General features: G+C 61.1%; 14 protein-coding genes. 4 read left to right on the forward strand and 10 right to left on the reverse strand.

Annotated elements, in window-relative coordinates; translation table 11 throughout:
• Positions 1-3 precede the first annotated feature (3 nt).
• The 4 genes from CENROD_RS09845 (at position 4) to CENROD_RS09860 (ending at position 3,678) form a co-directional block, all read left to right on the forward strand.
• Positions 4-843, forward strand: coding sequence for a transglycosylase SLT domain-containing protein (locus CENROD_RS09845; RefSeq protein ID WP_022775499.1), 840 nt, complete (start codon positions 4-6; stop codon positions 841-843).
• Positions 844-975: 132 nt separating this feature from the next.
• Positions 976-2,232, forward strand: coding sequence for a serine hydroxymethyltransferase (gene glyA, locus CENROD_RS09850; protein ID WP_022775505.1), 1,257 nt, complete (start codon positions 976-978; stop codon positions 2,230-2,232).
• The gene (nrdR, locus tag CENROD_RS09855) at positions 2,229-2,675 is read left to right on the forward strand and encodes a transcriptional regulator NrdR (RefSeq protein ID WP_041193516.1); all 447 of its coding nucleotides are present in this window, start codon (positions 2,229-2,231) and stop codon (positions 2,673-2,675) included. Before glyA ends, nrdR begins: the two co-directional genes overlap by 4 nt.
• A 91-nt stretch (positions 2,676-2,766) precedes the next feature.
• On the forward strand, positions 2,767-3,678 hold the full coding sequence (locus CENROD_RS09860) for an Rpn family recombination-promoting nuclease/putative transposase (protein WP_051360366.1): 912 nt from the start codon (positions 2,767-2,769) through the stop codon (positions 3,676-3,678).
• A 41-nt stretch (positions 3,679-3,719) separates the two neighbouring features.
• Here the strand turns inward: CENROD_RS09860 and CENROD_RS09865 are convergent, their stop codons facing one another.
• From CENROD_RS09865 to lpxK, 10 genes are all read right to left on the reverse strand, one after another.
• Positions 3,720-4,232 carry a peroxiredoxin gene (locus CENROD_RS09865; protein WP_022775519.1) on the reverse strand — a complete coding sequence of 171 codons (513 nt, stop codon included), beginning with the start codon at positions 4,230-4,232 and terminating at the stop codon, positions 3,720-3,722.
• A gap of 161 nt (positions 4,233-4,393) precedes the next feature.
• On the reverse strand, positions 4,394-4,552 hold the full coding sequence (locus CENROD_RS14400) for a hypothetical protein (protein ID WP_238551777.1): 159 nt from the start codon (positions 4,550-4,552) through the stop codon (positions 4,394-4,396).
• A 90-nt stretch (positions 4,553-4,642) separates the two neighbouring features.
• Positions 4,643-6,934 carry a polysaccharide biosynthesis tyrosine autokinase gene (locus CENROD_RS09870; protein ID WP_022775523.1) on the reverse strand — a complete coding sequence of 764 codons (2,292 nt, stop codon included), beginning with the start codon at positions 6,932-6,934 and terminating at the stop codon, positions 4,643-4,645.
• 120 nt (positions 6,935-7,054) lie between these two features.
• Positions 7,055-7,486 (reverse strand): low molecular weight protein-tyrosine-phosphatase, encoded by a 432-nt coding sequence (locus tag CENROD_RS09875; RefSeq protein ID WP_022775525.1) that lies wholly within the window; start codon positions 7,484-7,486, stop codon positions 7,055-7,057.
• Complete coding sequence (locus tag CENROD_RS09880) at positions 7,483-8,679, reverse strand: polysaccharide biosynthesis/export family protein (RefSeq protein WP_022775529.1); 1,197 nt, start codon at positions 8,677-8,679, stop codon at positions 7,483-7,485. Before CENROD_RS09880 ends, CENROD_RS09875 begins: the two co-directional genes overlap by 4 nt.
• A gap of 295 nt (positions 8,680-8,974) precedes the next feature.
• On the reverse strand, positions 8,975-9,829 hold the full coding sequence (locus tag CENROD_RS09885) for an ABC transporter permease (protein ID WP_022775533.1): 855 nt from the start codon (positions 9,827-9,829) through the stop codon (positions 8,975-8,977).
• 13 nt (positions 9,830-9,842) lie between these two features.
• On the reverse strand, positions 9,843-10,766 hold the full coding sequence (locus CENROD_RS09890) for an ABC transporter permease (RefSeq protein ID WP_022775538.1): 924 nt from the start codon (positions 10,764-10,766) through the stop codon (positions 9,843-9,845).
• Positions 10,767-10,778: 12 nt separating this feature from the next.
• Positions 10,779-11,873, reverse strand: coding sequence for an ABC transporter ATP-binding protein (locus CENROD_RS09895; RefSeq protein ID WP_022775542.1), 1,095 nt, complete (start codon positions 11,871-11,873; stop codon positions 10,779-10,781).
• A gap of 72 nt (positions 11,874-11,945) precedes the next feature.
• Positions 11,946-13,163 (reverse strand): extracellular solute-binding protein, encoded by a 1,218-nt coding sequence (locus CENROD_RS09900; protein ID WP_022775545.1) that lies wholly within the window; start codon positions 13,161-13,163, stop codon positions 11,946-11,948.
• 187 nt (positions 13,164-13,350) lie between these two features.
• Positions 13,351-14,400, reverse strand: coding sequence for a tetraacyldisaccharide 4'-kinase (gene lpxK / locus CENROD_RS09905; RefSeq protein ID WP_338010372.1), 1,050 nt, complete (start codon positions 14,398-14,400; stop codon positions 13,351-13,353).
• Positions 14,401-14,402: the final 2 nt, after the last annotated feature.

Consider the following 14,402-nt stretch of genomic DNA (forward strand, 5'->3'; position numbering starts at 1 on the left):
GCTATGACTGCTTGTCATCGCTTGGCGCACGGTTTGCAGTGCGCCGTTTCGGTCGCCGCACAGGGGTGCTTCGACCTGGCGCGCAACGGCGTGGTGCTTTTGGGAATCGCCGTGCTTTTCGTTGCGCTGGTATTTGTGGCGCGTCCGGAATTGCGCCATGTCGGGGAACTCCAGTTGTTCGATTTGCTGCATCGGCGGCAAATTGCTGCATGGGAAGAGGCGCAAGCCACCACGCAAGCGACCACGCAAGTTACCAATATCCCCCGCCGCCCCCCCGTGACGCTTCCCAAGCAATTGCCCAAGCCGCAAGCGGCTGTGGCGGCTTGGCTGAGCAAGAAATACCGTGTGGCGCCCGAGCCTATGGTCGCCGTGGTTGCCGAAGCCTACGAGCTGGGCAGGCGTACCCGCATTGAGCCGACGCTGATCCTTGCTGTAATGGCGGTCGAATCGGGATTCAACCCCTTTGCGCAAAGCTCGATGGGAGCGCAAGGGTTGATGCAGGTCATGACCCGGGTGCATTCGGACAAATACCGCGTGTTTGGCGGCCGGTTTGCTGCCTTCGACCCTCTGGCCAATCTGCATGTGGGCGTGCGGGTGCTGCAAGACTGCATCCGTGCGGCAGGGTCCATCGAAGGAGGGCTGCGCAGCTATGTCGGCGCTACAGCGGGGGATGGCGGATACACCGCCAAAGTGCTTGCCGAGCACGCTCGCCTTCGTCAGGTAGCGCAAGGCCACCGTGTGCCCACCATCGCCCCGACGACGGCTTCTCGCCCGCAGCCCACCGTGGTGCCACCCACCTTGGCATGGCGTGCCGAACCCACGGCGGGCGTGGCGATGGAATAAGGATGAGAGCCGCCTTCCGCACTTCTAGAATGCCCACAGCCCCTGCGGGGTGTCCGGCGCCCGACCCCTTAGGGCGTAGTCTTCCCACGCCGTTCCTAGTTTTGCGGGCGCTGCCCGTTGTCGAGTCTGTCCATGTTTGAGCGTACTTCCCCTCCCGAATCCGTCGATCCGGAGCTTTTTGCTGCGATCGCCCAGGAAAACCTCCGCCAGCAAGAGCACATTGAGCTTATCGCCAGCGAAAACTATGCATCCCCCGCCGTCATGGCGGCGCAGGGTTCGCAATTGACCAACAAGTATGCCGAGGGCTACCCCGGCAAGCGGTACTACGGTGGTTGCGAACATGTGGACGAGGTCGAGCGCCTTGCGCTGGATCGGGTCAAAAAGCTCTTTGGCGCGGCGGCGGCCAATGTGCAACCCCACTGCGGGGCTTCGGCCAACGAGGCTGTGTTCCTGGCATTCCTCCAGCCCGGCGACACCATCATGGGGATGGGCTTGGCGCACGGCGGGCATCTGACGCATGGCATGAGCCTGAACATGAGCGGCAAGTGGTTCCGTGTCGTCGACTATGGGCTGGACGCCACCGAGGCCATCGACTACGACGCGATGGAACGCAAGGCGCACGAGTACAAGCCCAAGCTGCTCATCGCCGGTGCCAGCGCCTACGCCCTCGCCATCGACTTTGCGCGCTTTGCCAAAGTGGCAAAAGAGGTGGGTGCCGTCTTCATGGTCGATATGGCGCACTATGCCGGGTTGATCGCTGCGGGGCTGTACCCCAATCCCGTTCCCTTTGCGGATGTGGTCACCAGCACGACGCACAAGAGCCTGCGCGGGCCACGCGGCGGGTTCATCCTGATGAAGGAGGAATACGACAAGGTGATCAATAGCGCCGTGTTCCCCGGCCTGCAAGGGGGGCCGTTGATGCACGTCATCGCCGCAAAGGCAGTGGCGTTTCAGGAAGCCTTGCAGCCTTCGTTCCGGGCGTACCAGCAGCAGGTGCTGCGCAATGCACGGATCATGGCGGAAACGCTCACCGAGCGCGGGCTGCGCATCGTCAGCGGTCGCACCGAAAGCCACCTGATGCTCGTCGACCTGCGTGCCAAGGGCATCACCGGCCGCGCTGCAGAAGCGGCCTTGGGCCGCGCGCGGATCACGCTCAACAAAAACGCCATCCCCAACGACCCCGAAAAACCCATGGTCACCAGCGGAGTGCGAATCGGCACCCCGGCCATCACGACGCGCGGCTTTGGTGACGAAGAAGCCCGCGCCACGGCAAACCTTGTCGCCGATGTGCTCGACCACCCCGAAGATGCTGCGGTGCTGGACACGGTGCGAAGCAAGGTCGCCGCACTGACCGAGCGCTTCCCCGTATACGGCCCTGCCCCTCGGTGAAGTGCCCGTTTTGCGGTCATGCCGAAACCTTGGTGACAGAGACCAGGGTGTCTGAAGATGGCACCGTCGTCCGACGCCGACGCCGTTGCGTGGCCTGCGACAAGCGGTGTACGACCTACGAGCGTGCGGATGTATCGTTTCCCATGGTCATCAAGAAAGACGGCAGGCGCGTGGAACACGAGCGCTGCAAGCTGCTGGCTTCGATGACGCTGGCCTTGCGCAAGCGGCCCATCGGCACCGAGCAGATCGAAGCGGCAGTCGAACGTATCCAAGAGAGGCTGCTGCATTCCGGGCTGCGCGAAATCCATACCGCACGCATCGGCGAAATGGTGATGGCAGAACTCAAAGGGCTCGACAAAGTGGCCTATGTGCGCTTTGCCAGCGTATACCGCAGCTTCGAAGACGTCGACGAGTTTCGACTGCTGGTTGACGAAGTGCGCTGATATTGCTTGTCCCCACCCTTACGCATGCACTGGGCATAGCGGTATGGGCTGAAAACCGGCATACTGTCGTTCCACCCCACACCGGCCAGGCATGGGGACATTCGGCGTGCTGTGGCGTGGAGCCAAGAGGGGAACGACGATGCGATTTCTCGATGTGCGTACGGACTGTGCCTTCCAGATGGTCTTTGGCTCGCAGCGATCCCGGCAGGTACTGCGCCATTTTCTGAACGCGATGCTGGAGTACGAGGACGAGCACGAGATTCGGGACGTGGAGATCGTCGATCCTGGCCAGGTTCCCCTGGTACGGGGCATGAAAGACTGCTACGTCAACGTGAGGGCGGTGCTGGCCAATGACAGCCATGTCCTCATCGAAATGCAGGTGCTCGATGTCGAAAGCATTGAGCAGCCGGTGCTCTACAACGCGGCCCGGCTGTATTCCAGTCAGCTTCGGTACCGGGAGCACTACCGGCTGATCAACCCGGTGATTGCGCTGACATTCACGGACTTTGTCTTCTTTGCCGACACGCCGGAACAAATGATGAGCCGCTACCGGCTTGCCAAAAAGCAGCGGCTGATGGACTACGACATCGAGCTGGTATTCGTCGAGCTGCCCAAATTCCGCAAAGAGGGGTCGGAATTGGCGGGGGCGCAGGATCAGTGGATCTATTTCATCAAAAACGCCAGAACGCTGGATCGGGTTCCCGATTGCCTGACGGAACCCATGATCCGGCAGGCGCTGGAGTGGATCGACGAATCGACGCTCAGCGCACGGGAATTGGAGACGATGCACCAGCGTCGGGAAGTCCTCCAGATGCAGCGCGATGCCTTGGGCAAGGCACGAATCAATGGGGTGCGGGAAGGTTTCGAGCAGGGCCGCCAAGCCGAGCGCCAAGCCGTGGCGCGTGTTGCGCACGGCCAAGGCTTGGCCGCAGTCCATATTGCACAGTTGCTGGGATGTACGCTAGAGGAAGTGCAGCGACTGCTCGCTGTGCCATCCGCCTGAACTGCGCTACGACCCAATGGTGAACCGGGGGCAGGGAGGAGCTACGCGCCGGAGTTGCCTGGCGCTGTATCTGGGTGTGAACCGCCATGCTGGTGCGCATGCATAGCTGCGAGCACTTCGTCGACATGCCCCGGCACTTTCAGGCAGCGCCATTCCTGCACCAGGCAGCCTTGCTTGTCGATCAGGAAGGTGCTGCGTTCGATGCCCTTGACCTTCTTGCCATACATGATCTTGTTCTTGACGACACCGAACATGTGGCAAAGCTTTTCCTCGGTATCTGCGATCAGCGGAAAGGGCAGCTCAAGCTGGCGATGAAAGTCCTCGTGTGAGCGCATGTTGTCGCGCGAGACACCGAATACTTCCGCCCCCGCAGCGACGAAATCGGCGTAGCGATCACGAAACTGCGTGGCCTCCGTCGTACACCCGGGGGTGTGATCCTTGGGGTAGAAGTACAGAACCAAGTAACGTCCGAGATGCGAGGTATTGGTGATCCGCACACCACCGGTGGCGAAGGACTCAAACTCGGGCAGGGGCTTATACAGAACGACCGCCATGGTGGAAACTTCGGTGGATAGAACAAACCACCCCACCCTGATACAGACGTGACCCACACGACGCAATCTCGTCGGATCAGGGTGCCCAGGATCGGGAAAGCCGACAATTTTACAACCCGCTCCCAGAAGCCAAGGTTATCGGTTATCAATAAGAACCTATTTCAGTAGGCAGGCGAGCCGAAGCAGTGTGCGTGGCGCCGGAGCGCAGGAACCGGAATGACCTGACAGTACATGAGGATTCCGTGTACCGCCGCCGCGTGCAATGCGATGGTGTAGCCCCTCTCGCGTTCGGCGAGGGGAGCGTGGAGAAGCCGCTGCACGACTTTCACCGTCACCCACGCAGACGATACAAAGCAAAGCAGTACGCCAAGTGGATATCACGCGCAGGGGCGGTTTTGCGTACGTCCTGATCAGCTTGGAATCCGCTTCGTGGCAGAGCTGTAGTCGTACTGCGCATACCGATAGCGGCCATATTTGTAGCCGTACCCATAACCGTACCCGTAGCGGCGTTTGCGCAAATCGATGTCGTTGAAGATGACGCCACGCACTGTCGTGCCAACGTTGGCCAGCCGCTTGGTCGATTCCTGCAGCTCGGCCAGCGTGGTGATCGACGCCCGTGCGAGCAGGAACACGGTGCCAGCTTGCGATGCGAGCACCTGCGCATCCGCCACCGCCAGCACCGGTGGGGTGTCGACGACGACGGCATCGTAGCGCTTCGAAAACCGTTCCAACCAGCCCTGCGCTGCTGCGGACATCAGCAACTCCGCCGGGTTGGGGGGGATGATCCCCGTCGAAAGGAAGTCCAGCCCCGGCGCCGCGCCGACGTGGAGCACATCCTCCAACGATTGCGAACCCGCGATCAACTCGCTCCATCCGGGGCTGCGGTCGAAGCCGAAAGATTCGTGTACATGCCCCTTGCGCAGGTCTGCATCGACGAGCAGCACGCGTTTGCCCGCCGCAGCAAGTACGAGCGCAAAGTTGGCACTGACGAAGGACTTGCCCAGGCCCGGCGTTGGCCCGGTCACCAGGACGATCTTGTTGGTGGCGTCGAGCATCGCGAATTGCAATGCCGTGCGCAGGCTGCGCAGGCTTTCGACGCAGATGTCGTTGGGATGGGAGCTTGCCAGCAGACGGTGCCCCAGGTTGCGGGAGGAAGGATGCTCGGCGGCCAATTCCTCCTGTATGTGGGAGTGGGGCACCGTTGCGAAGACTCGCAGCCCCAGGTGCTGCTCAATCTCGTCAGCGTGCTCAATCCCAGCTCGCAAGCCATTGCGCACGAAAGCCAGCCCAACGCCGGCCAGCGCGCCCAACAGCCCGGCCAGCGCCAGAATCAGCGCACGCCGTGGCTTGACTGGTGCTTCCGGGATGGCTGCGGGGTCGACGATGCGCACGTTGCCGACTTTGCCTTCCTTGATCAGCCGCAGTTGCTGGAAGCTGTTGAGCAAGGTGGTGTACAGCTCGTTGTTGACTTTGACGTCGCGCGTCAGCCGGAGCATGTCTTGCTCTACATCGGGAAAGTTCTTCGATTGGCCTTCGAGGGCGCCGAGCTGCGATTGAATCTGCTGGATTTGCGCATCAAGCACCTGCATGGCCGGGTGTTGCGCCGTGAACCGCGCTTGCATTTCGGTGCGACGCTGCCGCAATTCGAGCAACCGTACCCGTAACGACACCGATTGATCGAGCAGCCCCTTGGCCTCTTCGCTCAGATTGAAAGTGCCGCGCAGGCGGCGGAATTCGCTGAAACGGTTTTCGGAATGTTCGAGCTGCTTACGCAGTTCAGGCAATTGGCTGTTGAGGAAGACAATCGATTTTTCTGCCTCCGCAGCCTTGCGCTGCACGTTCTGCCGGACGTACAGATTGCTGATTTCGTTGAGGATCGTCGCGGTTTTCCAGGCGTCGCTGCCCTGCAAGGTCGTGTTGATGATCCCCGACTGCTTGCCTTTTTCTGCAATGTTCAGGCTTCTTTGCAGCGATTCGGTAACGGCCAAAGCAGACCGCTTGCTGACCAGGAATTCCGCGCCCGGCTTGGCGTGGATGCGTGCGACGACCAGTTCCCCTTGGTGTCCATCGATCATGAACGACAGCGGCGCATTGGGTTTGCCCTCTCCCAACACGCGCCCGCGCTCATCCTGCAAGCGGTAGCCGTCAGCCAGCGCCACTACCGTTAGCGTTTGCCCTTCGAGGGGCTGCGCAACGCGCAAGTCCGCGATAACCAATTCTTCGGTGCCGTACACATAGCCTTCCATGCCGAACACGCCGGGTTCGGACAGATCCTGGGCATGCCGAGCCAGCCATTCGCCGACGATGGGCAGGTATTTGGGTTCAATGACCACATCAAGCCGCAGGTTCTGTACTGCCTGCCCGACGACGGTGCGAGAGCGAAGAATTTCGATTTCCGCCGTGGCCGGAGACTTGATCTCGAACAAGTTGCCCGCGTTGCCCAGCAACCCGCCCAAGCCTCCACCTTGGCCGTCTTCCACTTGGATCAAAGTGTTGGCCTCGTAGATCGGGGTGGCGAGGAAGGCATACAGCCCGCCGCCGACGAGACAGCACGCCGTTACGGCTGCGATGAGCCAGCGGTGGTCGAGAACGACGTCAAGCAGGTCCAGCAGGTGGATGCCGTCTTCGTCCTCCGCAGCCCATGTGACAGCCGCAGGTACCGGAGAGGCAGGGGAGACAGTGGGGAGTGGGGTGCGATCCATGGGACGGAGAAAAGGGAAAAACCAAGGAGACCTGGGCGCCGAGATGCCCTGGACGCTTGTAGCTCGATGCCTATGCCACAGCTACTGCAAAAGTCACTGCAAAAGCCAATCTGGAGCCTGTCAGAGTTTGTGAATCCGTTCGACCCAATCCGCAGCGCCTTGGACGATCGCCGCGTAGGCGCGCTCGAATTCTTCGAAAGACTTGCCATAGGGGTCTTCGACATCGAACCCGCCGTAGTGTCCGATGCGAAACACCTTGCCGCGCACGATGGGGAAACGCTGTTCGAGCCAGGGTCGCTGCGTTTCTTCCATAACCAGAATGAGATCGGCCTGCTGGCATAGCGGCAGCGTCACCTGCTGCGCGCGGTGTCCCCGCAAATCCAGCCCATGGGCTTGGGCGACCTCAATCGACAACGGATCGGCACCATACCCCACCATCGCGGACAACCCAGCCGAGGAGACGGAATGCCCGAGAAGTTGCCGTGCCAGCACCACTTGCGCCAGCGGACTGCGGCAGATGTTGCCGAGACAGAGGGTGAGAATCGACGTCATTGGCGCAGCGCGTCGGTGGCGTCGCGCGTCGTCGTGATCGCTTGCGCGCTAGGCAGCATCAGGCTGATGACGCGGTTCCAGCGTACCAGGGGAACGGGATCGACATACACCACATCCCGCGCGCGCAACTCGAAACCCTCGGCCAGCGCAAAAGCCGCCGCCCTACTCACGTCGAGGTGATAAATCTCCGGTTGCGCGGTGTTTGCGCTGCGGATGACGAAAACCTGACGCGGGTTCCCGGAAACCGGGCTGACCCCGCCCGATTCCGAAAGGGCCTCATTGAGCGTCAACCGGCCATTGCGCAAGGTCAGGGTGTTGGGGCGTAGCACTTCGCCAAGCACGTAGACCCTGGCTTCCGAACGGGGAGGAACGCGAACCAGGTCGCCAGGCGCCAGCAACACTTTTGCCGGGTTGACCCCGCTTTCCGTGAGCAGGGGAAGGCTGACCGTGGTCGTCTTGCCTTCGCGGGTGATTTCGATCGCAGATAGATCGGCCGATGCGGTAAATCCCCCGGCGCGCCCTACAGCCTCCGGCAGGGACATGGGCAGATCGTTGATCGCCAGCAGGCCGGGGGTGCGCACCTCACCATCGATGTAGACGCGACGACTGCGGTACGACAGCACACGCACAGTAACTTGGGGGTTCTTGACGAACTTGGTCAGCTTGCTTGCGAGCAGGTCGCGTACTTCGTATTCGGTGCGTCCCAGTAGGTCGATGGGGCCGATGTACGGGAATTGGATCTTCCCCTGCGGGCTAACGGTGTACCCCCCAGTGGTCGTGTTGGCTTCGGCAGACGTGCCTTGCGAGAGGGAGAGTTCCGGGTGATCCCAGACGGTGATGCCGAGGATGTCCCCGGCGCCGATGCGATAGGGCTGTGATTCTGCGAACAACTGCTCGACATCCGGCGCAACGGCCACCGGGCGCTGCGAGCGCTGTTGCCGAATCAGCTCGGGCGTGATCGGAATGAGTGCAAGCTGCGGGGCTTGCGCCGACGATACCCCTGGGGACGGGCCATCCACGACGTTGCCCGCAGACTGCTGGGCGACGGATTGCCGGGACGCAAACCAGCCGCCGGGAGGCTCCGTCCGATCGACCCGAGCACCAACGAACATTCCCGGAGCGTATGCACACCCCCCACACAGTCCCAGCAACCCCAGGATGGCGACACCGCGCCGGAACCACCACATCGACATGCCTGCATCCAATAAAACAGGACTTACGCAACATTGCCCCAACTAGGCATCCCCACGCAGACAGTACCAAGCAGTACGGCAAATGGGTAGAACGATGCTGGGGCGGTTTTGCGTAAGTCCGAGGAAAAAGGAACGTACCGCCACAACCCTCACCACTACCCACACCACAACCTACTGCGGCCAACACGCTCTACAAACACAGAACCCGCGCAAAGGCGGGCCCAGAAATCACGGGGCATTCTACGCGGGGCACCTGTGGCGGCCAGCCGCCCCGCTGTGCTTGTGTCCCAGGCTGCTAGGAGGCACCCACAGGCTCTGCAGCTTGCCCGGCGGCAATTTCGCGCTCGCGTCGGCGAGCTTGTCGCGCCACCCACACGCTGTAGGTCACTGTCACCAGCGTCACCGAAACGATCAGAATCGTCGCAGCGGCGTAGATCGTCGGGTTGATGCCACGGCGGGCGTAACCAAAGATCACCTGCGGCAAGGTGCTGACACCCGGCCCGGAGAGAAATTCCGAGATCACCACATCGTCAAAAGAAAGGGTGAAGCTCAACAACGCGGCAGCAAGAATGGCCTGCAAGATGTTGGGCATGGTCACCAGAAAAAACACTTGGTAGGGCTTGGCGCCCAGATCCATCGCCGCTTCTTCGATGGTGCGATCCATGTCTTGCAGCCGGGATTGGATGACAACCGTCGCATAGGCCATGCCGAGCAGCGTATGCCCCAACACGATGGTCAACATTCCCCGTTGCGGCCAGCCCAGCACGTTCTGTACCCCGACCATCAGCAATAGCAGCGATAGGCCGATCACGACTTCGGGCATCACCAAGGGGGCATGCACCATCCCGGAAAAGACGGTCCTTCCCCAAAATCTGCGGTACCGAACGAGCACGAAGGCTGCCAGCGTGGCCATCGATGCCGATGCCACGGCAGACAAGGCAGCCACCTCGACGGACAGCCAGAAGCCGTCGACGATCCTGGAGTCTTCCAACAGCGCCTGGTACCAGCGCCAGGAAAAACCGGTGAATTCCGCATCCTGGCGCGTGCTGTTGAACGAGAAAACGATCATGAAACACAGCGGCAAATACAGAAAGAGGTAGGTCAGGAGCATCCAAACCTTGCCCAGGTGCCGCAACCATCCTCGGTACATGGCGTAGTCCCTGTTAGTGGCGCGTCGCAGGCGTGTCACCATTGACGTGGTAATACCACCCCAGCGGAATGACGATCAGGACGATCATTACGACCGCCAAGGCCGAGGCGCGCGGCCAGTTGTTGGCGGTGAACATTTCATCCCAGACGACCCGCCCGATCATGAGGTTTTCCGACCCGCCAAGCAGCGAGGGGATGACGAATTCCCCCACACTGGGGATAAACACGAGCATCGACCCCGCGACGATCCCCGCACGGGATAGTGGAACCGTCACCAGCCAAAACGCTTGGAATGGGGAAGCGCCCAAATCGTTGGCGGCTTCGAGCAGCCGAAAGTCGAGCTTGACGAGGTTGGCGTAGAGGGGGAGCACCATGAAGGGCAGGTAGACGTAGGTCATTCCGACGAGCATCGACACATCGGTATAGAGCATTTGCCATGGTTCCGCAATCAGCCCCATCCAGAGCAGCAATTGGTTGAGCATGCCCTGGTCGGCAAGGATGCCCTTCCATGCATAGACGCGCAGCAGAAACGAGGTCCAGAACGGCAGCATCACCATAAGCAGCAATGCGGGGCGCACACCCGGAGCACAGCGTGCGATGAAGTAGGCAAAGGGGTATCCGATGACCAGGCACAGCAAAGCGGTGCAGAACGCGTACCAGATCGATCGCAGATAGGCTTCGATGTAGATCGTCTGGAACAGTCCGTCGCCATCGGGAGCGCGAAAGATCGATCCGTAGTTCTGATATTTCAGGTGGAGTAGCCCCGTTTCGGTGTTCCATATCGCTTTGAACGGGGAAATGTCGTTGCCCATGTCCACGAAGCTGATGTACAGCAGGATCAGGAACGGCAACAGAAAGAACAGCAACAGCCAGGCAAAAGGCACCCCGATGACGAAGCGCCTGCCCGGCACAGGAATCCGCAGCGCAGTCCAACCCACGGGGCAACCCTGCTAGTCGCGCAGCACCACGCCGGCGCTGTCGCTCCACCAGAAGAAGACCTCGTCTTCCCAGGTGATGTGGCTTAGTTCGTGGCGGGACGTGGTGGCCTCGGTGATCTTGACGCGAGACCCATCCGGTACGACGACGATGTACGTGATGTACGAGCCGAAATACGCGATTTCCTTGACCTGACCGTGGAACAGATTGCAGCCGACATCGGGCCGAACTTTGGCGATTTCGATTTTTTCGGGGCGGATGGCGATCGAGACCGGCAGGTTGACCGCGCCACCCACTCCATGCCCGACGTGGATATCCCCCAGGCTGGTCGCAATGGCGCACCGATCAGGCAGATCGACGCTGAGCTTGCCGTCGAACAGATTGACGCTGCCGATGAAATCGGCGACGAAACGGTTGGCGGGGTGGTCGTAGACCTCCCCCGGTGGGCCGACTTGCAACACCCGGCCCTTGCTCATCACCGCGATGCGGTTCGCCATCGTCATGGCTTCGGATTGGTCGTGCGTCACCATCACGCACGTCACGCCGACCTGTTCGATGATATTGACCAGCTCGAACTGCGTTTGCTCACGCAATTTCTTGTCCAGCGCACCCAGCGGTTCGTCGAGCAGCAACACCTTGGGTTTTTTGGCCAGGCTGCGGGCCAAGGCCACGCGCTGCTGCTGTCCGCCGGAAAGCTGATGTGGCTTGCGCCGCGCATAGGGCGCGAGCTGCACGAGGTCGAGCATCTCGCCCACCCTTGTCGCGATGTCTGTCTTGGGCAGGCCCTCGCGCTTAAGGCCGAAGGCGATGTTTTCCCAAACGTCCAGGTGCGGAAACAGCGCATAGGACTGGAACATCATGTTGAAGGGCCGCTCGTGCGGCGCCATCGGCGCGACATCCTGCCCACCGAGCAGGATGCGCCCGGAAGACGGCTCCTCGAATCCTGCGAGCATCCGCAACAACGTCGATTTGCCGCACCCGGAACTGCCCAGGAGGGCAAAAATTTCCCCCTTGGCGATCGACAGACCTACGTCATCGACTGCAAGCACTTCGTCGAAATGCTTGCAGAGCTGCTCGGTCACCAAATAGTTTGCGCCGCTAGCCGCCATGGCGTACCTCGGGCGCAGGCATCCCTGCGGGCCGCGCAGGCCCGTCTTCCCTAGACCGGGGAACCATCGAGCCTACTTGCCCTTCTTGAAGGCGTTGTAGGTGCTGGCCAGGGCTTCCCGCGCTTCGTTGCTGAAGCTGCTGGGATGCACCATCTTCGGGAAGTATTCCGAAGGAACGAAGATGGTTTTGTTCTGCGCGATGTCGGGGTTGACTTTCGACACGGCAGCGCGATTGGCTGTCGGATAGTTCATCGCGTTGGTGACCCACGCGGAGTTTTCCGGGCGCAGATAGAAATCGATGAATGCATGGGCATTCTTGGGATGCTTGGCATCCTTGGTGATGGCCATGGTGTCGAAGAAGATCAACGCGCCACCGCTGGGCAACAAGGCCTCCATGTCGTCCTTGGATTGGTTTTCCTTGGCACGACGGGCCGCGATATTGATGTCGCCAGCCCAGCCAATAACCACGCAAGCCTTGCCGCCAGCGAGGTCGTCAATCATCGTCGAGCTGAATATCCGCACGTCGGGGCGCACTTTCGCGAGCATCTCGGCAGCCAGCTTGTAGTCGGCGGGGTCGTTCGAATACGCATCCTTGCCGATGTAATGCAGTGCGGCAGGCAGGATTTCCGTCGGCGAATCGAGGTACGCGATGCCGCAGGACTTCAACTTTTTCGTGTATTCGGGTTGGAAGACGAGATCCCATGCGTTGTCGGGCATGGGCATATTCCCCAGCGCCTTGAGGGCTTTGGTCTTGTTCCATCCGACCGTGGTGAAGCTCCATGCCCAGGGGACGAGGTGCTTGTTGTCGGGGTCGGCCTTGAGCAAGGTGGCCATCAGGCCTGGGTCGAGGTTGTTGAGGTTTTTGATCCGGCCTTTCTGCAAGGGCTGCAGCAGACCGCCCTCGATTTGGGGCTTGGCGAACACAGAGCCGGGAACGACGATGTCATACCCGGTGTTGCCGGCGACGAGCTTGGCGTGCAGGGCTTCGTTCGTCTCGAAGGTGTCGTAGTTGACCTTGATCCCGGTTTCTTTCTCGAAGGCGGCGATCATTCCTTCGGGAACGTAGTCAGGCCAGTTGTAAATATTGAGTACTTTTTCTTCCGTATTCGGTTCCATGTTCGCCTCGGCATCCGCAGCGGGAGCGCTGGCTGAATCCGATGCAGCACTTGCCACTACAGCAGGGGGGGTAGTGACGACTGGCGCAGTCTGCGCAGGGACAGCAGACTCCTGGTTGCCGCAAGCAGCCAGCACGGCAACGAGCAGCACCATCGACCATAGTTTTTGCAGCATGGGGAACCTCTACAAAGCAGAAATAGGAAACGGGGGAAAGCAGGAAAAAGGAAAGAAAGTGTACTGTTCGATCCCGCGCCCATGCTGGATTGGACGGGGGGGTGGGGCCTACACAACATGAGGACAAATGCCCCACCGCCCCAGCGTCTGTGACGTGATCAGGCTATGGCATTTTTGGGGTTGCACATCAAGGTTGCCGTGTGCGTATTTCCCCGTGTATTTCCCCGTTTTTGTCGTTCCGCAGTGTGTACAAATATGCGTCGAGCGCAGCCCAAAAAGCCGGTTCCGGGGCTTGCAGCAACCGCACTGCCCAGGCGTTGGGGCGCAGCGTCCACAGCTTGACGGCGTCTTTTTCGGTACAGACCACCGGCGCTGCCGGATCGAGCCGTTGTACTACCCCGCGCAAGTCGTCGTGATCCGGCAGGCGCCATACCGTGGCTGGGCGGATTCCCCGGGCTTGGAGCATGTCCAGAAACCGCTGTGGCTGCGCAATCGCCACGACCACCTGCACGGCTTCGTCTTGTGCAAGCAGCGAGAGCGACCGGGTACGCCCTTGCGCATCGACGGCTTCGTCGGCAAGGCTGCGCACGGCCCGAAAACCGGCAAAAGCGGGCCGCATCCCCGTATGTACGACGAGGTCGACGGCACGCGGCCAGGGTTCCCGCAGCGGGCCTGCGGGGAGCAGCCACCCATTCCCCACGCCACCGTCGTCGAATACGGCAATCTCCACATCGCGGCACAGAGCCAGATGCTGTAAGCCGTCGTCGCAGACCAGGATGTCGATCTCCGGCACTGCATGCAGCAGCATCCGCGCAGCGTGTACACGCCGGGCGCCGACGACCACGGCAGCGCCAGTACGACGGTGAATCAACAGGGGTTCGTCGCCCACCTCGGCCGGATCGGCATCGGCAGTGACACGCACAAAATCATCGCCGCGCCGACCATAGCCCCTGGATACCACGCCGACTACCCGGCCCTGCGCTTGCAGATGCTCGACGATGGCGAGCACCAACGGGGTTTTTCCACAACCGCCGACGACGACGTTGCCGACGACGATCACAGGTACGGGAAGCCGATCACAGTGCATCCAGCCCTGCCGATACGCCCATCGGCGGACGGCGCCTAGCAGACCGAAGCACCAGGCAACAGGCCACAGCAGACGGCACCACCACCCACGCCCTTGCCACGCCGCACGCATGCGATGCTCAATGGCCGCCCGGAACCGACTCGTTCGCACGT

It is taken from the genome of Candidatus Symbiobacter mobilis CR, from assembly GCF_000477435.1.
In the GTDB taxonomy this organism is placed as follows: domain Bacteria; phylum Pseudomonadota; class Gammaproteobacteria; order Burkholderiales; family Burkholderiaceae_C; genus Rhodoferax; species Rhodoferax mobilis.

Bases quoted from the DNA above. Each gene is read 5' to 3' on its own strand.
- CENROD_RS09875 (WP_022775525.1), bottom strand. From the start codon at position 7,486: ATGACGTCGATTCTCACCCTCTGTCTCGGCAACATCTGCCGCAGTCCG.
- CENROD_RS09860 (WP_051360366.1), top strand. From the start codon at position 2,767: ATGGGGACATTCGGCGTGCTGTGGCGTGGAGCCAAGAGGGGAACGACG.
- glyA (WP_022775505.1), top strand. From the start codon at position 976: ATGTTTGAGCGTACTTCCCCTCCCGAATCCGTCGATCCGGAGCTTTTT.
- CENROD_RS09845 (WP_022775499.1), top strand. From the start codon at position 4: ATGACTGCTTGTCATCGCTTGGCGCACGGTTTGCAGTGCGCCGTTTCG.
- CENROD_RS09870 (WP_022775523.1), bottom strand. From the start codon at position 6,934: ATGGATCGCACCCCACTCCCCACTGTCTCCCCTGCCTCTCCGGTACCT.
- CENROD_RS09900 (WP_022775545.1), bottom strand. From the start codon at position 13,163: ATGCTGCAAAAACTATGGTCGATGGTGCTGCTCGTTGCCGTGCTGGCT.
- CENROD_RS09865 (WP_022775519.1), bottom strand. From the start codon at position 4,232: ATGGCGGTCGTTCTGTATAAGCCCCTGCCCGAGTTTGAGTCCTTCGCC.
- CENROD_RS09880 (WP_022775529.1), bottom strand. From the start codon at position 8,679: ATGTCGATGTGGTGGTTCCGGCGCGGTGTCGCCATCCTGGGGTTGCTG.
- CENROD_RS09885 (WP_022775533.1), bottom strand. From the start codon at position 9,829: ATGTACCGAGGATGGTTGCGGCACCTGGGCAAGGTTTGGATGCTCCTG.
- CENROD_RS09895 (WP_022775542.1), bottom strand. From the start codon at position 11,873: ATGGCGGCTAGCGGCGCAAACTATTTGGTGACCGAGCAGCTCTGCAAG.